The following is an 18897-nucleotide window of genomic DNA, read 5'->3' on the forward strand; positions in this document are numbered from 1 at the left end:
CAGGAGCGCGTATGTCACACCCCTTCGATACCCTCACCCCCGACCTGGTGCTGGACGCTGTGGAAAGCACCGGTTTTCTCAGCGATGCCCGGGTGTTGGCCCTCAACAGTTACGAGAACCGCGTCTATCAAGTCGGCATCGAAGACGCCGAACCGTTGATCGCCAAGTTCTACCGGCCCGGACGCTGGAGCAACGAGGCCATTCTCGAAGAGCACGCCTTCACCGCCGAACTGGCCGATTGCGACGTGCCGGTGGTCGCGCCACTGGTTCACAACGGCGCCACCCTGTTCGAACACGCCGGTTTTCGCTTCACCCTGTTCCCACGGCGTGGCGGGCGGGCGCCCGAACCGGGCAATCTGGACCAACTCTATCGCCTCGGCCAACTGCTGGGGCGCTTGCACGCCGTAGGCGCTACCCGTCCGTTTCTGCACCGTGAAACCTTGGGGGTGGATAACTTCGGCCATGCTTCGCTCGCCACCCTGCTGGAAGGCAACTTCGTCCCCAAAAGCCTGCTGCCCGCCTATGAGTCGGTCGCACGTGACCTGCTCAAGCGCGTCGAGGCCATCTACGCGCAAACGCCGCACACGCTCATCCGCCTGCATGGCGACTGCCACCCCGGCAACATGATGTGCCGGGATGAGGTGTTCCATATTGTCGACCTGGATGACTGCCGCATGGGCCCGGCGGTTCAAGACCTGTGGATGATGCTTGCCGGCAGTCGGCAGGAGCGCCTGGGGCAACTGGCTGAACTGATGGACGGCTACAACGAGTTCCACGACTTCGACCCGAGGGAACTGGCCCTGATCGAACCGCTGCGCGCCTTGCGCCAGCTGCACTACAGCGCCTGGCTGGCCCGGCGCTGGGACGACCCGGCCTTCCCGCGTAGTTTCCCCTGGTTCGGTCAGGAGCGTTACTGGGGCGACCAGATCCTTGCACTACGTGAACAACGGGCCGCACTGGATGAAGAACCGCTGAAATTGTTCTGAAACCTGAAGCAGTCTGTCTACAATGGCGACTGCTTTTAGTTAGCTGCCTAAGCAAGGAATCTGCATGCACGCCGTCAACCCGCGCCGCGGGTACATCCTGGGCCTGACCGCCTACATCATCTGGGGCCTGTTCCCCCTCTATTTCAAAGCCCTGCAAGCCGTTCCGGCCGTCGAGATCATTGTTCACCGGGTGCTCTGGTCGGCCTTGTTCGGCTCACTGTTGCTGCTGGTCTGGAAACACCCCGGCTGGTGGCGCGAGCTACGCGAAAACCCTGGCCGGCTAGCGACCCTGGCCCTGAGCGGCGCGCTGATCGCCGGCAACTGGCTGACCTATGTCTGGGCCGTGAACAACGACCGCATGCTTGAGGCCAGCCTGGGCTACTACATCAATCCGCTGGTCAACGTTCTGCTGGGTATGCTTCTACTGGGCGAGCGCCTGCGCCGCCTGCAATGGCTCGCCGTAGGCCTGGCAGCATTCGGGGTGGCGCAACAGGTATGGCAAGTCGGCAGCCTGCCGTGGATTTCACTGGTACTGGCACTGAGCTTCGGTTTCTACGGCCTGATCCGCAAAAGGGCGCCCGTTGCGGCACTGCCCGGGCTGGTAGTGGAGACCTGGATGCTAGTACCGCTGGCACTCGGCTGGCTGCTGCTCAACCCGCACGCCAACAGCGCACAGGCCAGCTTCTACGGCAGCAGCGAAGCCCTCTGGCTGATTGCGGCCGGGCCGGTCACGCTGGTGCCGCTGGTGTGCTTCAACGCCGCAGCGCGCCACCTGCCCTACACCACCCTGGGCTTCCTGCAGTACCTGGCGCCGACGCTGGTTCTGCTGCAGGCGGTATGGCTGTTTGGCGAACACCTGTCGAGCAGCACGCTGGTAGCGTTCATCTTCATTTGGGCCGGCCTGGCGCTGTACAGCGTCGACAGCTGGCTACGCCTGCGCAAAAACAGCTGATCAAAAAATATACAGATCGCTGCAGGCCACACAACACGTGGCCTGCAGCAACCTCTCCCAAGGTTATCCACAAGCTGATCCCCGTGCTTTGTGCACAAGCCCTTGAATCTGCTCATTTTTTGCTCAAACCTCCACAGGCCGCAGCCGGCTTGGCGCTGCCAGGAGGCTCCCCAGGTTATCCACAGGGGCATCCCCGGTAAAACGGGATAACTACTCTTCCGGTCGTAACGTGAGCTCTACCATCAGATCGTCTGCCAGTTCTTCCAGGTGCTTCTGTAGCTGTTCGAGCGGCAAGGTCAGCGGCAGCGCCAACAACGCTTCAGCATAAAACAGCGGCTCACTGCTCATGGGGGCCGGTCGCACATCCGTGTTCAAGCGCTCAACGTTGATCCCCAGCTCGGCCAACAAACGCGTGATATCTCGAACGATGCCTGGCCGATCGTTGCCGACCAGCTCCATCGCTATGGGCTTCCAGGTGCACGAAGGCTCGATGCCACTTTCGGCGATCAGCACGCGAATACCCTGGCTGGCCAGCGCCTGCAAGGCTTCGACCAACTCATCATAGGACTCCGCCGGAACGGCCACGCGCAAAATCCCGGCAAACTGGCCGGCCATCCGCGACATCCGGCTCTCGAGCCAGTTGCCGTTATGCTCGGCAATGCATTCTGCGATGCGCTCCACCTGACCCGCCTTGTCGGCGGCAATCACTGTCAATACGAGATGATTCACGCGGCAGCCCTCTGCGTTTAACGGTTCGATTCGCCCGAATTGCCAAGGCGCCGGGAAAGTATAGGCAAGGCGCGGCAACCTGCCGCAGCCGTCCCAAAAGACAAATCGTGTACTGTTTTAAGATTTATCTGGAACAATCTCTCTGTTTTTTGAGAACATGTTGTCTTCCAGCGTGACCCCATGCGACCAAACGGTCGCAGAACGACGTATTTAGTCTAATTTTCACAACCGCCGCGCATCATGTAGTATGCCGCAGCGCGGACTACAAAACGTTGATTCGATGTCTGCCAAGGCGCCTGTGAAAATACGCAACCGCCCGCCAGCACGCCTGGCAGGCTGCACCCAGCCGCCCTCCGGGCAAGTTCTGGTGCCGTGTTTAGAGAAGCGCTACAGGCTTTAAATAGAAGAGCTGAATAGCTGAGCAGAGTGAGGCAAGCAATGACTGAACACGTTCAAGTCGGTGGCCTTCAGGTCGCCAAAGTCCTGTTCGACTTCGTGAACAACGAAGCCATTCCTGGAGCCGGTATCAACGCCGAACAGTTCTGGGTGGGTGCGGAAAAGATCATCAACGACCTCGCTCCAAAGAACAAAGCCCTCCTGGCCAAACGTGACGAGCTGCAGGCGAAGATCGACGCCTGGCACCAGGCACGCAAAGGCCAGGCACACGATGCTGCGGCCTACAAAGCCTTCCTTCAGGAAATCGGCTACCTGCTGCCAGAAGCGGCAGATTTCCAGATTTCCACCGAAAACGTCGATGACGAAATCGCTCGCATGGCCGGCCCACAACTGGTGGTTCCGGTCATGAATGCGCGCTTTGCCCTGAACGCATCCAACGCCCGCTGGGGCTCGCTGTACGACGCCCTGTATGGCACCGACGCCATCAGCGAAGCGGGTGGCGCGGAAAAAGGCAAAGGCTACAACAAGGTTCGTGGCGACAAGGTCATTGCCTTCGCCCGCGCCTTCCTCGATGAGTCCGCGCCACTGGCAGCCGGCTCCCATGTCGATGCCACAGCCTACCGTATCGAGAGCGGAAAACTGGTAGTCGCCCTCAAGGGTGGCAGCAACAGTCGCCTGCGCGATGATGCACAACTGATTGGCTTCCAGGGTGATGCGGCGAAACCGACCGCCATCCTGCTCAAGCACAACGGCCTGCACTTCGAGATCCAGATCGACGCCAACACCCCTGTCGGCCAAACCGACGCAGCGGGTGTAAAAGACATCTTGGTCGAAGCCGCCCTGACCACCATCATGGACTGCGAAGACTCCGTCGCTGCGGTCGATGCCGACGACAAAGTGGTGGTCTACCGCAACTGGCTCGGCCTGATGAAAGGCGACCTGTCTGAAAGCGTCAGCAAAGGTGGCCAGAGCTTCACCCGCACCATGAACCCGGACCGCGAGTACAGCACGCCTCAGGGTGGCACGTTGAGCCTGCACGGTCGTTCGCTGCTGTTTGTGCGTAACGTTGGTCACCTGATGACCATCGACGCCATTCTCGACAAAGACGGCAACGAAGTACCAGAGGGCATCCTCGACGGCCTGATCACCAACCTGGCAGCGGTGCACAACCTCAACGGCAACACCTCCCGCAAGAACAGCCGCACCGGCTCTGTGTATATCGTGAAGCCGAAAATGCATGGCCCTGAAGAAGCCGCATTTACCAATGAACTGTTCGGTCGCATCGAAGACGTTCTGGGCTTGAAACGTAATACGCTGAAAGTCGGCATCATGGACGAGGAGCGTCGTACCACGGTCAACCTGAAGGCCTGCATCCAGGCTGCCAGCGAGCGTGTAGTGTTCATCAACACCGGTTTCCTTGATCGCACCGGCGACGAAATCCACACCTCCATGGAGGCTGGCGCCATGGTGCGCAAAGGCGACATGAAAACCGAGAAGTGGATCGGCGCTTACGAGAACTCCAACGTCGATATCGGTCTGGCCACTGGCCTGTCAGGTCGTGCACAGATCGGTAAAGGCATGTGGGCCATGCCGGACCTGATGGCCGGCATGCTCGAACAGAAGATCGCTCACCCGATGGCGGGTGCCAACACTGCCTGGGTGCCGTCGCCAACGGCTGCTGCGCTGCACGCGCTGCATTATCACAAGGTCGATGTCTTCGCCCGCCAGGCGGAACTGGCCAAGCGTGCACCGGCTTCGGTCGACGACATCCTGACCATCCCGCTCGCCGCCAATACCAACTGGTCCGACGAAGAGATCCGTAACGAGCTGGACAACAACGCCCAGGGCATCCTCGGTTATGTTGTGCGCTGGATCGACCAAGGCGTTGGCTGCTCGAAAGTGCCGGACATCAACGATGTCGGCCTGATGGAAGACCGCGCCACCCTGCGGATTTCCAGCCAACTGCTGGCCAACTGGTTGCGTCACGGTATCGTCAGCGAAGCCCAGGTCATGGAGAGCCTCAAGCGCATGGCCCCCGTGGTTGACCGGCAGAACGCCAACGACCCGCTGTACCGCCCACTGGCACCAGACTTCGACAACAACATCGCCTTCCAGGCGGCAGTCGAACTGGTGGTAGAAGGTACCAAGCAGCCGAACGGCTACACCGAGCCGGTCCTGCACCGTCGTCGGCGCGAGTTCAAGGCGCGTAACGGCCTGTAACGCCATCGCCAGCACTGCCTCCGACCGGGGGGCGGTGCTGGCGGCGACGCACGTCGCCTCACGCTCAATTCACGCCCAACTCCCGCCGCACCAGCGCCAGCAACGCCTCCATATCGATCGGCCCAAGCAGAAAGTCCACTACGCCCAGGCGCATTGCCGAGATCGCATCCTGCACATCAGCCTCGTCCGAGGTAATCACGATGGGCAAAGCCGCCCGTTCCGTCCCCCGAATCAACCGAATCAACCCCAGACCATCGACCGGGGCCATATGCAGGCCCGTGATCAGCAGGCCGATTGTCCGATCCTTCTTCAGCCGCTGAAGTACCGCTTGGCCGTCATCCAGCACCAGGCACTGCACGCCATGGCTGGAGAGCTGCGCAGCCAGCAGGTCAGCGGCATTGCGCGGGTCATCGACAATCAATACTGTCAGGGCTGCCGGTGCCTGCATGACCGCACTTAGCGCCTCGCGCTCGGCGTCACTCAAGATACTTTCATGATCGGTCATCACGGCTCCATGCACGTAGAAAATTGCCCACTGGAACAAGTTCAGACTGCATTCGGACGCCTTGCAACCTGCCTTTCATCACTTAATGGATGGCCTGCAGCCCGCTCCTGACGCCAATCAACCTGCCTATGCCGCGTTTTTTAGACTTACGTCCAATGGGCACTGCCGGGCCTGCGACCGACCATGGAGGCAGACAAGAACAATCTTCGGCGCTGCGCCGCCGAGCCCAGAGATGTGGTCGAACACATGAGTAAAATGGACGCCTTCGCCCAAGCCGGCAAGACGGCAGTCATGCAGAACATTCAGGGAACCATGCAGTTCCTGCAGCGTTTCCCTCCGTTCAACCAGATGGAGAACGCCCATCTGGCCTATCTGGTTGAACAGTGCCAGTTGCGTTTCTATGCTGCCGACGAAAGTATCATCAAGCCCGCCGATGGGCCTGTGGAGCATTTCTACATCGTCAAACAGGGGCGTGTGGTCGGCGAACGCCCGCACACCGCCAAACGCGGCACTGAAACCACCTTTGAAATCACCAGTGGCGAGTGCTTCCCACTGGCGGCGCTGCTGGGTGAGCGTGCGACCCGTACCGAGCATCTGGCCGCCGAGGACACCTTCTGCCTTCGGTTACCTAAAGCCGCGTTCATTCGTCTGTTCACGCTGTCTGACGTGTTCCGGGACTTCGCCCTGCGTGGGGTCAGCAGCCTGCTGGATCAGGTCAACCAGCAAGTCCAGCGCAAGGCCGTCGAAACCCTGGGCACTCAGTACTCGCTGAACACCCGCCTGGGTGAGCTGGCAATGCGTCACCCGGTGGTCTGCGGCCCCGAGACAGCGCTGCGCGAAGCAGTACGGCTGATGCATGAACAACAGGTTGGCAGCATCGTCATCGTCGACCCCCAGCGCGCACCGATTGGCATCTTCACCCTGCGCGACCTTCGCCAGGTGGTGGCCGACGCCAGCGCCGACTTCGCCACGCCGATCGAACAGCACATGACCCACGCGCCGTTCTTCCTCAGCCCCGAAGCCAGTGCCTTCGATGCGGCCATTGCGATGACCGAGCGGCACATCGCCCACGTTTGCCTGGTGGAAGACAAACGCCTGTGTGGCGTGGTGTCCGAACGTGACCTGTTCTCCCTGCAACGGGTGGACCTGGTGCACCTGGCCCGCACCATCCGCAATGCACCACGCATCGAGAACCTGGTATCGATGCGCGGCGAGATCGGTCAACTGGTCGAGCGCATGCTGGCCCACGGCGCATCCTCGACCCAGATTACCCAGATCATTACCTTGCTCAACGACCATACGGTCTGCCGCGTCATCGAGTTGGCGCTTCAGGACAAAGGCGATCCGGGCGTGCCGTTCAGTTGGCTGTGTTTTGGTAGCGAAGGGCGACGCGAGCAAACCCTGCATACCGACCAGGACAACGGCATTATCTTCGAGGCACGCGATGCGGCCCAGGCCGAAGAGATCCGCAGCAAGCTGTTGCCGTTGGCACTGCACATCAACCAAGGCCTGGCCCAATGTGGATTCACCCTGTGCAAAGGCAACATCATGGCCAGCAATCCACAGCTGTGCCTCTCACGCGCCGAGTGGGCCCGCCGCTTCGCCGCCTTCATTCGTGAAGCCACGCCGGAGAACCTGCTGGCTTCAAGCATCTACTTTGACCTTCGGGTGGTCTGGGGCGACGAAAGCGCCTGCGAGCAACTGCGTCAGGGCATTCTCGAGCAGGTAGCCGACAACCGTCTGTTCCAGCGCATGATGGCCGAAAACGCCTTGCGTCAGCGCCCACCGGTTGGCCGTTTCCGGGACTTCGTCCTGACGCGCCAGGGCGACGACAAGGCCGCAACACTCGACCTTAAGGTTCAGGGCCTGACACCGTTCGTCGACGGCGCACGCCTGCTCGCGCTGGCCAATGGCATCGGCGCCAACAACACCCTGGAGCGCCTGCGCCAACTGGTTGCCAAGGACGTCATCGACCCGCTGGACGGTGCGGCCTATGAAGAGGCCTACCACTTCATCCAGCAAACCCGGATGCAGCAACACCAGTTGCAAACCCGGCATCACCTGCCCTACTCCAACCGCGTCGACCCGGACAGCCTGAACCATCTGGACCGACGCATCCTGCGTGAATCCCTGCGCCAGGCCCAGCGCCTGCAAGCCAGCCTGACCCTGCGGTACCAGTTATGAGCCTGTTTGCCTGGCTGCGTCCCCGCCAGCCCCACCTTAACGAACAACAAGCGCAGCGCCTGGCACAATTGCCTGGCGCTGCCGCCCTCGACGAGCGCCCGCTAGACGAACAACGCTGGGTTGTTCTCGACCTGGAGACCAGTGGGTTGAACGTCAACCGTGACCAGGTACTGTCGATTGGTGCGGTAGTCATTGAGGACGGCGCCATCGACTTCAGCCAACAGTTTGAGCGCACCCTGCACCGACACGACCACAAACTCAGCCCCAGCGTGCTGATCCATGGCCTTGGCCCAAGCGCCATTGCTGCCGGTTGCGACCCCGCGCAAGCCTTGCTTGACCTGATGGAGTTTGTTTGCGAAAGCCCGATACTGGCCTTTCATGCACCCTTTGATCAGCGCATGCTCAGCCGCGCCCTTAAAGACAGCCTGGGTTACCGCCTGCAACACCCTTTCATCGATGTGGCCGAACTGGCCCCCCAGCTCAACCCCAACGCCACCTTGCGTGAAGCCGGGCTTGATGACTGGACCTACTACTTCGGCCTGGAGGCCAGCGAACGCCACCATGCTAGTGCCGACGCCATGGTCACTGCCGAACTGGCCCTGATCCTGTTCAACCAGGCAAAACGGCAACACATCGACAGCCCCTTGGCGCTTGAACAGCGGCTAAACGGCTGGCGCCGGCGTCAGCAGCAGCGTCAGCTCTTCTAAGCGATCACGCTGACGCTCAGGCAAGCGTCGGCAGTTCCCGATCCAGCCGCTGGTACAGGGCGCTGTCCGTGGGCCAGTTGCGCAGCAACCGCGCCCGGTCACGGGCAAATGCCGGGGCGAAGCTGAGCTGGGTCGCATGGTGGCTCATCGCATCCAGGTCGATCAGCGCCCAACGACCATCCTGCCAGAACAGGTTATGCCCTTTCAGGTCACCATGGCTGATGCGCTCATGGATCAAGCGCTCCAACAACTGCTGCAGAGCCTGCAACTGCTCCTGAGGCACGTCGCCGCTCTCGACATACGGCGCAAAGCACTCGACCAGGTCAGGCCCGTCCATGTACTCGGTCACCAGGTAAGCGCGACCACGCAAGCCGCAGGTCCGCCGTTCCAGTACCGCCAGCGGCTTCGGCGTGGCGATTTCCAGAAACGTCAGGCGATGCCCTTCAATCCATGAATGCCAGGCACGGCTCGGGCGCCAGAAGCGCTTGAACCAGTGAGCGGCATTCTTGATGTTGTAGCGTTTGATCACCAGACGGCGGCCATCGACCTCGACACGAGCGACACTGGCGGCCCCTCCAGTCTTGTACATATGCCCCTGTTCGATCAACGTATCGGCCTGCTCCAGCACAGCGCTCATCGCGGCCAACTCATCGCGGCGCACGGCCCGCAAGCCGGAAAGCCCGCGCTCGACGCTAAACAGCGTGCATTCACGGCCGGCCTTGTCCAGGTAGTCCTTCAGCCGCCAGGCACGCACCTTGTCGGTCTGTTTCTGCAGCGCTTCCAGTACCAGCGCATGTTCACCATTGGCCAACAGGTAATGAACCAACAGTTCTTCGATGTACGGCTCAAGACGCTTGGGCAACTGCGCAAACAACACCCCAAGGTTCTGCAGCACCCGATCACGCGACAGCGGTTGGCCTGGGGTTTCGGCCTTGATACCGGCACCGTCGATCAGGTACAGCTGGCCGTTGTGACGCAACAGGTTGTCCAGGTGCAGGTCTTCCTGCCAAAGGCCCTTGGCATGCATCTGCGCCACCGCAGCCAGTGCCTCGCCCAGCACCTGCTGTTGCTCGTCTGCCAGCAACGGCAGGTTCTCCACTTCGGCCCAGGCGTCGGCCAGGCTGAGGGCACCCTCAAGAAACTCGAACAGCAGCCAGCCACCCTCGCCCTCGCGCAGGCCATCTGCCAACAGCCGCGGCGTGGTCAGCCCTTGCCCGGCAAGCAAGCGCACGCCCTCCAGCTCACGCTGAAAGTGCCGCGCAGCGCTGTTGCCCACCAGCAGCTTGGCCAGTACGGGCTTGCCACGCCAGACCCCGGCACCGACATAGCGTTGCCCAGGCAACACGCGCAATAGCGTGAGCAGTTGCAGATCGGCAGCACCGGCTGCATCGGCCAGGGAAATGCTCAGTGGCAGCGTCGGGCGACGTCCGGCGCTCTTGAGTTCAGACAATTGCATCAGCGAGCCTCTTTAATACAGCGGCGGCGCGTCAGGCGCTCCAACCAATTATCGACCAAAGCGCTGTCTGCTGGCTGTTTCAGATAAGCCCCCAGCAGCACACGCACATCGCCTTCGCTCCAGGCCTGGGCACGCCGCAGCAATGGTTCCAGGTCTTTCAGCCGGTCGCGCATGCCAAACAACAACGGTCGCGTTTTCTCCAGGTCAATCAGCCGTGCCTGCCAGCCATCACGGCGCTCACGCAGAAAAATATGCTTGGGATAGAAGCAGCAATGCACCTGACCGGCACGGTGCAGCTTACGCGCGGCTCGTCCACACACCTGAAGAATGCCCTGACGCTTCGACGCCGACAGCTGCGGCCACTTTTCCAGCAGGCTTTCCAGGTCGCTCCAGTCGTCCAGTGCACGGGTCATCAGAATAGCTCGACGCTCACCGCGAATACGCCGCTCACCGTAGTAGACCGCCTGCAACGCAGGGATGCTCAGGGCCTGGTAACGGCTGATATTGCGAAACTCGCGGGCAAACGTCGGCTCACCGAATGGCCGGTGCAAGGTGCGAGTCAGGTAGTTGCTCTGACGCTTCAGGTAGTAGCCCTTCCCCTCAAGCTCCAAGCGGTAAACGCTGCTCCAGCCACCACGCCCGGTATTGGGCTCATCGACCGCATCGAGCTGCAGTGCCCAAAGTTGGTCGAAATCGCTCAGGCCATGACGGGCGAGCAATGCCAACTCGCCACTGGCCAGAAAATCGCTCATTCACGTCCCTCAAAAAACCTGACAACATGCCGAATGCGCCGCTTGTCCGCCGCATCGAGCCGCTTGCACCCACGGTACTGCAGGTAGAAGCGCAATCTTTGGGTAGCCGACAACTGATACTTGGCCACTTTATCCAGGCATGCCAAATCCTTTGTAATCCGGTAGCGCAGCATAAAGCCCCACCAGAAGTCGCCCGTCGGGCAGTCGATCAGGAACAACGTGCCCTGATCATCGACCAGCAGGTTGCGCCACTTAAGGTCGTTGTGGGTAAAACGCTGGTCATGCATGCAGCGGGTATGCCGCGCCAGCTGTTGACTCAGGTGGTCAACCCAGGCGCGGTCACGCAAGCGCGGGTCACGGCGTTCCGCCAGCGCCGACAAGTCTTCGGTATGCGGCAACTCACGGGTAATCATCGCCCCGCGGCTAAAACTCAGGCCGTTGCGCTCCAAGCCCCAGGCGATCACTTCGGCGGTAGGGATGTTCCACTTTGCAAACTGCCTGAGGTTCTGCCATTCCGCTTTGATCCGTGGGCGCCCGAGGTAACGGCGCAGGCCTTTGCCAGCACCGACATAGCGTTTGACGTAATAGTTGATTCCGTCGCGCTGAACCCGGATCACCTCGCTCAACAGATCGTGCGTCAAGCGCTCACCCTGAAGCGCGAAGACCGCATCGATACTGCCAAAATCGGCTGCGAGTGCCGCATAGGCAGGGTCAAGTGTCCAACCCGCCATCAGAGCGCATCCCCATACCGTTGCTTGCGCGCATAGAGCTTCTGGGCCTTGCCCTCCAGCCAGCGCAACAAGGCGGCTTCTTCGGCCAGAACCTGACGCAATGGCTGCTGAAAATAGCCGCGCAGGAAACGCAGCTTGTCGCGCGGAGTCAGGCCAATGTCCAGAGCCGAGAAGTACAGCGCTGCCAGGTCTTTGTCGCGCCAGCGCCGGGAGATCTGCGCGCGGGTTTGAGCGCGGTGCAGGTCGATCACCGAAAGCTTGAAGTCATCCGCCGTCACTGGACGGTCGGTGTGCAGCAGAAAGTGACAGATGTAGCAGTCACGGTGATTGACCCCTGCGCGGTGCATGGTGCCGGTCATGCGCGCCACTTCGGCAATCAACGCCCTTTTCAGGCGCGGCTCTGGTGGCTGCTGGGTCCAGTTCAGGCTGAAATCTTCCAGGCTGACCGTGGGCGCCAGTTCCTCCGTCACGATGAACGAGTGCTGAGTCGCCGGGTTGCTGCCACGCTCACCATAGGCCACTGCGGTCATGGTGGGGACGCCGACCTGGTGCAGGCGCTCAATGGCGCGCCATTCCTGGCCAGCACCGAGCACCGGCAGCTTGGCCGTGAACAGGTTCTTGAAGATCTCACCCCAGCCAATGCCACGGTGAATCTTGACGAAATAACCCCGCCCTTCGACCTCGGTGCGCAGGGTACGGCGGCCTTCCAGCTCGCGGTACACCTGACCTTGCAAGGCTTCAACAGCCTCGAAGGCATCGCACCCGGCCCACAGGCGCTTGAAGGGTTCGGCCAGTTTCAGCTTCATGCGCGCTCCTGCGCCAGAATCACATCGGCGGCATGCTCGGGCATGCTGTACAAGTCGGCACTGTCGGCAAACGCCAAACCATTACGCGCCCAAGCGGCGCGAGCGGTGTTGTCTTCAAGCATGCGTTGCAGGTACTGGTTAAGCTGCTCCTGCTCGAAGGGCTCATCGAGTACCAGGCCGCTGTCAGCCTCGGCAATGTAATGGGCATAACCACAGACCGCCGAGACCAGCACCGGCAAACCCGCCACCAGGGCTTCCAGCAACACCGTCCCGGTGTTCTCGTTGTAGGCCGGGTGAATCAACAGGTCGGCACCAAGCAGGAAGCGCGGAATATCGCTGCGCCCCTTGAGGAACTGCACGTGCTCACCCAGGCCCAGCGCCGTACTCTGCAGCTGGAACACCTTGGGGTCGTCCTGACCGATCACCATCAGCCGGGTACGTTTGCGCAAGTCCGAAGGCAGTGCCGCCAGGGCTTTCAGGCTGCGATCGACACCTTTGGTCTTGAAACCCGAACCGATCTGCACCAGCAACAGCTCATCGTCCGACAGCTTGAACTCACGGCGAAACGCCGCACGAATCTCTGCGGCGTTGGCCGGCGCCCGGCGATCCTGGGAGATGCCCGGTGGCAGCAAGTGGAAACGTTGCAGCGGCGTGCCGTAGTGTTTGATGAACAGTGGTTGTTGCACTTCGGAGATCATCAAGATTTCAGTCTTGGACTCTGGCGCAAATACCGCCCGCTCGTACTCGGCAAAATGCCGGTAGCGGCCCCAACGCCGGTACAGCGAGTTACGCAGGGTCTGCGCCTTGTCCTCGAAGCAGCCGTCAGCCGCATAGTAAACGTCCAGGCCGGGCATCTTGTTGAAACCGATCAAGCGATCGACCGGGCGTTTGGCCAGGTCGGCCGCCATCCAGGCACTGAGTTTTTCATTGCGCCGGTGGTTGAACAGCGCCTTGACCGGCGCCACCAACACTTCAAAGCCCGGAGGTACATCGCCCTCCCAGATCAACGTGTAGACACGGATCTGGTGCCCGCGACGCTGGCACTCCAACGCAATGCGCATGAAGTCGCGTTGCAGGCCACCGAACGGGAAATACTTGTAGAGCACAAAAGCCAGTTGCATCAACGAACATCCTCAGCCAGCAGCAGCGCGCTCAATCGGCCCGCGACGTGCTCGGGATTCAAGCGAGTGAAACACAACGGCCACTCGCGTTTGAGATCGAACCGACGCTGATCGTCAGCGCTCGGTTTGTAGGTGCATTTCTTCTGCAGGCAGGGCGCACAGGGGAAATTGCTCCCCAGGTGTATCTGCGCCTTGCCATAGGCACCGGTGAGCCCAGGGTTGGTCGGCCCGAACAAGGACAGGGTTGGCACATCCAGCGCTGCCGCCAGGTGCCCAAGGCCGGTATCTACCGCCACACAGGCCCTGGCCGACGCCAACACCCGGGCGACACCGGCCAGATTCAGTTTCGGCAAGACCTTGGCATTGCTCAACCCTTGGGCAATACGCTCGGCGCGCGCACGCTCAGCCGGGTTCCCCCACGGCAGACGCACCTCGACACGCAGGCGGCCCATGCGCTCGGCCAGCTCCCGCCAGTAGGCCTCAGGCCAGTGCTTGGTGTCCCAGGTGGTGCCATGCAGAAACACCACGAACGGTGCCGCGATGCCTTCCTGCAAGCGGGCACGATCAAGGCCATAGTCACCCAAACCGGAAGGCAGGTCGTAGCCCAGCGACAAGGCGAACAGCTGGCGCACCCGCTCAACCGCGTGCTGGCCATTGGCAACCGACAGTCGGCGGTCATAGAACCGGCTCGACAGGCCTTCGCGGGCCGAATAGCGGTCAAGGCCAGCTACCGGAGCCTTCACGTAGCGGGTCAACCAGGCGCTCTTGACCAAGCCTTGTGCATCGATCACCAGGTCGTACTGGCGTTCACGCAGACGCTGCTTGAACTGGCGCCATTCGCCGCTCTTGAAGGTCTGCCAGAGGTTCTTGCGCCAGCGGCGGATAGCCACCGGAATGACCTTGTCCACCGCAGGATGCCAACTGGGGATCTCGGCGAAACCCTCTTCGACCACCCAGTCGAAGCGGATGCCGGGAATTGCCCGGGACGCATCGGTCAGCGCCGGCAACGCGTGAATCACGTCACCCAGAGAGGACGTCTTGATCAGCAATACCCGCACTTAGTCGACCTCGGCCATGACATCAATCAACGTCGGGCCGTTCAACCGCTGCAGCGCGGCAGCCACGGCATCCGGCTCCAGTTGGCGCAGGCAATTGTAGTGGCCAAAGCGGCAGGTCCGCTCGAAACACGGGCTGCACTCAAGGCCCAGGCGAACGATTTCCACCTGATCGGCCAACGGCGGGGTGAAGCCCGGCGAGGTCGAGCCATAAACCGCCACCAGCGGACGGTTCAGGGCCGCAGCCACATGCATCAGGCCAGAGTCGTTGGACACCACGGCGTCACTGCAGGACAGCAGGTCGATCGCCTCGGCCAGAGAGGTTTCGCCACTGAGGTTGGTCGATTCCTCGCGCAGCCCAGGGATCAGCCGCTCACGGATCGACTCGCCCACCGCATGGTCGTTCTTCGAGCCAAACAGCCACACCTGCCAGCCTTCACGGATCTTGATTTCAGCAACCTTGGCGTAATGCTCGGACGGCCAACGCTTGGCCTCACCAAACTCGGCGCCAGGGCACAAGGCCAATACCGGGCGATCCAGGCTCAGGCCGAACTTGGCCAGCGCGGCCTCTCGGCTTTCGGCCTCGATGCGCAGGTTCGGACGCGGGTAGGGTTGGGGTAGCTCGGCACCGGCCGGATACGCCAGGGCCATGAAGCGCTCGATCATCAACGGATAGCGTGCCTTGTCGAGCGTGCGCACATCATTGAGCAGACCGTAGCGGAACTCGCCACGCCAGCCGGTACGCCGAGCGATGCCGGCAAAGAACGGCACCAGTGCCGACTTCATCGAATTGGGCAACAGAATCGCCTGATCGTACTCGCCAGCCAGGGATTTACCGATACGCCGACGGGTCGCCAACTCCAGCACGCCGTGGCCGAGCGGGAAGCTCAAGGTCTTGCGCACTTCAGGCATACGCTCAAGGATCGGCCGGCTCCATTCAGGTGCCAGCACATCGATCACACACTCGGGGTGATGCTGCTTCAGGCAATGGAACAGGGTCTGTGCCATTACCATGTCGCCCACCCAGCTGGGCCCAATGATCAAAATTCTCATGCTTTATCCAGAAACGATCAGGGAGGCTGCAGCCTGTTCATCAACAGCCTGGCCTCCCCTCTTTATAATCAGGCTTGATCCGACCAGTGTACGCCATGTGGTCGCAGCAGGCCTTCCATCGCCTGAATCAACGGCTCGAACCCCTCACTTCAGACCCAACTCAGCCCAGATACGCCGCACCTCGCGCCGCTCGCTGACGAACTGCCCGGCATCGATGACCCCGGCCTGTTTCTGCAAGGCCTGGCGATGTGCAGCCGAACGGAATGCCTTGTAGACCTCACGCAGCAGCACCGCATCGCTGACCGGCATCAGCCCGGCTTCCTCAAGCCCTTCAAGGATGCGGATGTTATCGGTGTAACGCAGCAAGGCCGGATGCTTGTCAGACCAGGCCAAAGCGGCGTATTGCACCATAAATTCGATATCGACGATACCACCGGCGTCCTGCTTGATATCGAAGGGCATACCGGCGTCATAGGCATTGGCCGCCGTACCGGCAGCCGTCGCCTTGGTCCCGAGGTTGTCGCGCATCTTGGCGCGCATCTCACTCACTTCGGTCTGCAGTTTACCCAAGTCGCGGCTCTGACCGAGGATACGGGCACGTACGCCTTCGAACGCTGCGCCGACCTGCGGGCACCCGACCAGCACACGGGCACGCACCAGCGCTTGGTGCTCCCAGGTCCAGGCCTCGTTCTGCTGATAACGCTCGAACGCGCCCAGCGAACTGACCAACAACCCCGAGGCGCCGGACGGGCGCAAGCGCATGTCGACATCGTACAACTGGCCGGAGTTGGTCTGAGTGGTCAGCAAGTGGATGATCCGTTGCCCCAGACGCGTGAAAAACTGCGCGCTGTCGATCGGTTTGGCGCCGTCGGTTTCGGCTTGTGGGTCGCCGTCATGGATAAACACCAGGTCCAGGTCCGAGCCGTGGCCCAACTCGATACCGCCCACCTTGCCGTAGCCCACAATAATGAAGCCCGGATCACACAGGCTACCGTCGCTGCGTTTAGGCTGGCCATGACGGGCCACCGTCTGGCGCCAGGCCAAGGCCAGCACCTGATCGAGGATCGCTTCAGCCAACCAGGTCAGGTAGTCACTGACCTTCATCAACGGCAGGTTGCCGGCAATTTCCGACGCAGCAACACGCAGGCTGTGCGCCAGTTTGAAGTGCCGCAGCGCCTCCATCTGCTGCTCCAGGTCATCCTCGGGAATACGCGTCAGCCGCTCACGCAGCTCGGCAGCCAGCTCCGGCGCATGAGGCGGGCTGAACAGGCGACCTTCATTGAGCAGCTCATCAAGCAGCAGCGGGAAGCGCGCAATCTGCTCGGCAATCCAGGGGCTGGCGGCACAGAGGGTCAGCAAGCGCCGCAAGGCGCCTGGGTTTTCAGTCAGTAGCACCAGATAGGCGGAACGCCGCGCCACCGCCTCGACGAGCGGCAATACCCGCTCCAGTACCAGATCGGGATCAGCATGCTCCACCGCTTGCGCCAGCAGGCGTGGAATAAATGCATCCAGGCGCTCACGACCCAGGCGTTGCATGGCACGCAACTGTGGGCTCGCGCGCAGGCCAGCCAGTTGTTTCAGGGCCTTGGGCCCGTCGACAAACCCGGCGTCCTGCAACTGACGACAGGCGGCCTCCTCATCCTGTACCTCTTCCCACAACGGCAGCCATTCGCCTCCGACCACCTCTTCACCGGCTTCGCTGTCCTCGTCGGGGTCGGCAATGACCTGACGGAAATGCCAGTCGATGCGCCCACGCCAGTACATCAACTGTTCATGGAACGCCGCCCAGTCGGCAAAGCCAAGCATAAAGGCGATCCGGGCACGGTCCAGCTCACTGTCAGGCAGCATTTGTGTCTGGCGGTCGGCAATCGCCTGAATGGCATGCTCGGTATAACGCAGGAACTCATAGCCCTCGCGCAGTTCGGCAACCACCGCAGGCGGCAGGTAGCCCTGCCCTTCAAGGGTTGCCAGCACCTTGAGCAGCGGCCGCTGCTGCAGGCTCAGGTCACGCCCGCCGTGAATCAACTGGAACGCCTGGGCGATAAATTCGACCTCGCGGATACCGCCAGCCCCCAGCTTTATATTGTCGGCCATGCCCTTGCGCCGGACTTCCTGCTGGATCAACTGCTTCATGGTGCGCAGCGCTTCGATCGCCGAGAAGTCCAGGTAACGCCGGTAAACGAATGGCCGCAGCATTTCCTGCAACTGCGCGCCAGTGGTCTGATCGCCAGCCACTACCCGCGCCTTGATCATCGCGTAGCGTTCCCAGTCTCGACCCTGGTCCTGGTAGTACTGCTCAAGGGCATTGAAGCTGAGCACCAGCGCGCCAGCCGAGCCATAAGGGCGCAAACGCATGTCGACCCGGAATACGAAACCGTCGACGGTGACCGGGTCCAGCGCCTTGATCAGGCGTTGACCAAGGCGGGTAAAGAACTCCTGATTATCCAGCGAACGTTTGACCCCTTCGGTTTCCCCGCCTTCCGGGTAGGCGAAGATCAGGTCGATATCCGAAGACAGGTTCAGCTCGACCGCGCCGAGCTTGCCCATGCCAAGCACCACCATGTGCTGCGGCTCGCCGCTACGGTGGCCGATGGGTGTGCCGAACTGCTGGCACTGACGCGGGTACAGCCATTGATAGGCCTGATCGATGGCCGCATCGGCCAGGTCGGAAAGGTCACGGCACGTCTGCACCAGATCGGCCTGGCGATTCAGATCACGCCATATGATCCGCACCTGCTGGCGCGTGCGCTGTCGGCGCAGGTTGCGCGCCAACTCGTCTTCCGTCGTGGCCGCCTGGGCCGCTGCAGCCACCTGGGCGCACAACTCACCGGCAGCGAACGAGCGGTCCAGTTCGCCACTGGCCAGCAGGTCCAGGAGCATCTGCGGGTCTCGCAGCACCTGTTGCAGGACAAAGTCACTGGCCGCGCAAACCCGGTCAAACTGCTGCCAGCGTTCTGGGCTCCAGTCGTCCAGTTGCAGGCCAGCGTCTGCGACCGCACTGCGCAGCGACTGTTTATTGCGCTCGACCAGCGGCGCGAAGGAAGCGGGCAACTCGGCCAGCGAAGGCAAGCTCATGGTCTATCCTTGAACGGCGTGAAAAAGTGGTGGGCTGCAAGGCACGTAAAACAAGGCCTCGGACAGACTGTCGTACAAAAGTTATAAATAGCTGAAAAAACCGATTTCTTGGTAGAAAACATCGCAGCAAACCCTTTGATGACGGAGCTTTTACCACCCGTATCGATTT

15 protein-coding genes are annotated in these 18897 nt (G+C 61.4%); 5 read left to right on the forward strand and 10 right to left on the reverse strand.

Annotation, left to right across the window (positions count from 1 at the left end):
* Nucleotides 1–11 precede the first annotated feature (11 nt).
* Nucleotides 12–986: a serine/threonine protein kinase gene (locus tag CYD26_RS06865; RefSeq protein WP_102052192.1), complete on the forward strand. Its 975-nt coding sequence runs from the start codon at nucleotides 12–14 to the stop codon at nucleotides 984–986.
* A gap of 64 nt (nucleotides 987–1050) precedes the next feature.
* Nucleotides 1051–1938: an EamA family transporter RarD gene (gene rarD, locus CYD26_RS06870; RefSeq protein WP_065761519.1), complete on the forward strand. Its 888-nt coding sequence runs from the start codon at nucleotides 1051–1053 to the stop codon at nucleotides 1936–1938.
* A 210-nt stretch (nucleotides 1939–2148) separates the two neighbouring features.
* Here rarD and CYD26_RS06875 read toward each other — a convergent pair whose 3' ends face one another.
* A complete protein-coding gene (locus CYD26_RS06875; RefSeq protein WP_065760752.1) occupies nucleotides 2149–2667 on the reverse strand; it encodes a glycine cleavage system protein R in 519 nt (172 codons plus the stop codon).
* A 438-nt stretch (nucleotides 2668–3105) separates the two neighbouring features.
* On the opposite strand from CYD26_RS06875, the gene CYD26_RS06880 reads away from it, so the two are divergent.
* Nucleotides 3106–5283, forward strand: a complete 2178-nt coding sequence (locus tag CYD26_RS06880) for a malate synthase G (RefSeq protein ID WP_102052193.1) — start codon at nucleotides 3106–3108, stop codon at nucleotides 5281–5283.
* A gap of 64 nt (nucleotides 5284–5347) precedes the next feature.
* Here the strand turns inward: CYD26_RS06880 and CYD26_RS06885 are convergent, their stop codons facing one another.
* Nucleotides 5348–5788, reverse strand: coding sequence for a response regulator (locus tag CYD26_RS06885; protein ID WP_102052194.1), 441 nt, complete (start codon nucleotides 5786–5788; stop codon nucleotides 5348–5350).
* A 246-nt stretch (nucleotides 5789–6034) separates the two neighbouring features.
* Between CYD26_RS06885 and CYD26_RS06890 the strand changes: the two genes are divergently transcribed.
* Nucleotides 6035–7972, forward strand: coding sequence for a DUF294 nucleotidyltransferase-like domain-containing protein (locus CYD26_RS06890; protein WP_102052228.1), 1938 nt, complete (start codon nucleotides 6035–6037; stop codon nucleotides 7970–7972).
* Entirely contained in the window at nucleotides 7969–8679 is a 711-nt protein-coding gene (locus CYD26_RS06895) for a PolC-type DNA polymerase III (RefSeq protein ID WP_102052195.1), read from the forward strand. The genes CYD26_RS06890 and CYD26_RS06895 overlap by 4 nt, the downstream gene beginning before the upstream one ends.
* Nucleotides 8680–8695: 16 nt before the next feature.
* Here CYD26_RS06895 and CYD26_RS06900 read toward each other — a convergent pair whose 3' ends face one another.
* From CYD26_RS06900 to glnE, 8 genes are all read right to left on the reverse strand, one after another.
* Nucleotides 8696–10135, reverse strand: a complete 1440-nt coding sequence (locus CYD26_RS06900; RefSeq protein ID WP_102052196.1) for a lipopolysaccharide kinase InaA family protein — start codon at nucleotides 10133–10135, stop codon at nucleotides 8696–8698.
* Nucleotides 10135–10887 (reverse strand): lipopolysaccharide kinase InaA family protein, encoded by a 753-nt coding sequence (locus CYD26_RS06905; protein WP_102052197.1) that lies wholly within the window; start codon nucleotides 10885–10887, stop codon nucleotides 10135–10137. Before CYD26_RS06905 ends, CYD26_RS06900 begins: the two co-directional genes overlap by 1 nt.
* Nucleotides 10884–11618, reverse strand: a complete 735-nt coding sequence (locus tag CYD26_RS06910) for a lipopolysaccharide kinase InaA family protein (RefSeq protein WP_102052198.1) — start codon at nucleotides 11616–11618, stop codon at nucleotides 10884–10886. The genes CYD26_RS06905 and CYD26_RS06910 overlap by 4 nt, the downstream gene beginning before the upstream one ends.
* Nucleotides 11618–12424, reverse strand: a complete 807-nt coding sequence (rfaP, locus tag CYD26_RS06915; RefSeq protein ID WP_102052199.1) for a lipopolysaccharide core heptose(I) kinase RfaP — start codon at nucleotides 12422–12424, stop codon at nucleotides 11618–11620. The genes CYD26_RS06910 and rfaP overlap by 1 nt, the downstream gene beginning before the upstream one ends.
* Complete coding sequence (locus tag CYD26_RS06920; RefSeq protein WP_102052200.1) at nucleotides 12421–13545, reverse strand: glycosyltransferase family 4 protein; 1125 nt, start codon at nucleotides 13543–13545, stop codon at nucleotides 12421–12423. Before CYD26_RS06920 ends, rfaP begins: the two co-directional genes overlap by 4 nt.
* The gene (gene waaC / locus CYD26_RS06925) at nucleotides 13545–14603 is read right to left on the reverse strand and encodes a lipopolysaccharide heptosyltransferase I (RefSeq protein WP_065760761.1); all 1059 of its coding nucleotides are present in this window, start codon (nucleotides 14601–14603) and stop codon (nucleotides 13545–13547) included. Before waaC ends, CYD26_RS06920 begins: the two co-directional genes overlap by 1 nt.
* Complete coding sequence (gene waaF, locus CYD26_RS06930) at nucleotides 14604–15653, reverse strand: lipopolysaccharide heptosyltransferase II (RefSeq protein WP_102052201.1); 1050 nt, start codon at nucleotides 15651–15653, stop codon at nucleotides 14604–14606. It abuts the gene before it with no gap.
* Nucleotides 15654–15797: 144 nt separating this feature from the next.
* On the reverse strand, nucleotides 15798–18728 hold the full coding sequence (gene glnE, locus CYD26_RS06935; RefSeq protein ID WP_102052202.1) for a bifunctional [glutamate--ammonia ligase]-adenylyl-L-tyrosine phosphorylase/[glutamate--ammonia-ligase] adenylyltransferase: 2931 nt from the start codon (nucleotides 18726–18728) through the stop codon (nucleotides 15798–15800).
* Between the last annotated feature and the right edge of the window lie 169 nt (nucleotides 18729–18897).

The sequence above is a fragment of the Pseudomonas sp. FFUP_PS_473 genome (assembly GCF_002858665.1).
GTDB lineage: Bacteria > Pseudomonadota > Gammaproteobacteria > Pseudomonadales > Pseudomonadaceae > Aquipseudomonas > Aquipseudomonas defluvii.

Coding starts and splice junctions, on each gene's coding strand:
- CYD26_RS06865 (WP_102052192.1), top strand. CDS start 12: ATGTCACACCCCTTCGATACCCTCACCCCCGACCTGGTGCTGGACGCT.
- rarD (WP_065761519.1), top strand. CDS start 1,051: ATGCACGCCGTCAACCCGCGCCGCGGGTACATCCTGGGCCTGACCGCC.
- CYD26_RS06880 (WP_102052193.1), top strand. CDS start 3,106: ATGACTGAACACGTTCAAGTCGGTGGCCTTCAGGTCGCCAAAGTCCTG.
- CYD26_RS06885 (WP_102052194.1), bottom strand. CDS start 5,788: ATGACCGATCATGAAAGTATCTTGAGTGACGCCGAGCGCGAGGCGCTA.
- CYD26_RS06890 (WP_102052228.1), top strand. CDS start 6,035: ATGAGTAAAATGGACGCCTTCGCCCAAGCCGGCAAGACGGCAGTCATG.
- CYD26_RS06895 (WP_102052195.1), top strand. CDS start 7,969: ATGAGCCTGTTTGCCTGGCTGCGTCCCCGCCAGCCCCACCTTAACGAA.
- CYD26_RS06900 (WP_102052196.1), bottom strand. CDS start 10,135: ATGCAATTGTCTGAACTCAAGAGCGCCGGACGTCGCCCGACGCTGCCA.
- CYD26_RS06905 (WP_102052197.1), bottom strand. CDS start 10,887: ATGAGCGATTTTCTGGCCAGTGGCGAGTTGGCATTGCTCGCCCGTCAT.
- CYD26_RS06910 (WP_102052198.1), bottom strand. CDS start 11,618: ATGGCGGGTTGGACACTTGACCCTGCCTATGCGGCACTCGCAGCCGAT.
- rfaP (WP_102052199.1), bottom strand. CDS start 12,424: ATGAAGCTGAAACTGGCCGAACCCTTCAAGCGCCTGTGGGCCGGGTGC.
- CYD26_RS06920 (WP_102052200.1), bottom strand. CDS start 13,545: ATGCAACTGGCTTTTGTGCTCTACAAGTATTTCCCGTTCGGTGGCCTG.
- waaF (WP_102052201.1), bottom strand. CDS start 15,653: ATGAGAATTTTGATCATTGGGCCCAGCTGGGTGGGCGACATGGTAATG.
- glnE (WP_102052202.1), bottom strand. CDS start 18,728: ATGAGCTTGCCTTCGCTGGCCGAGTTGCCCGCTTCCTTCGCGCCGCTG.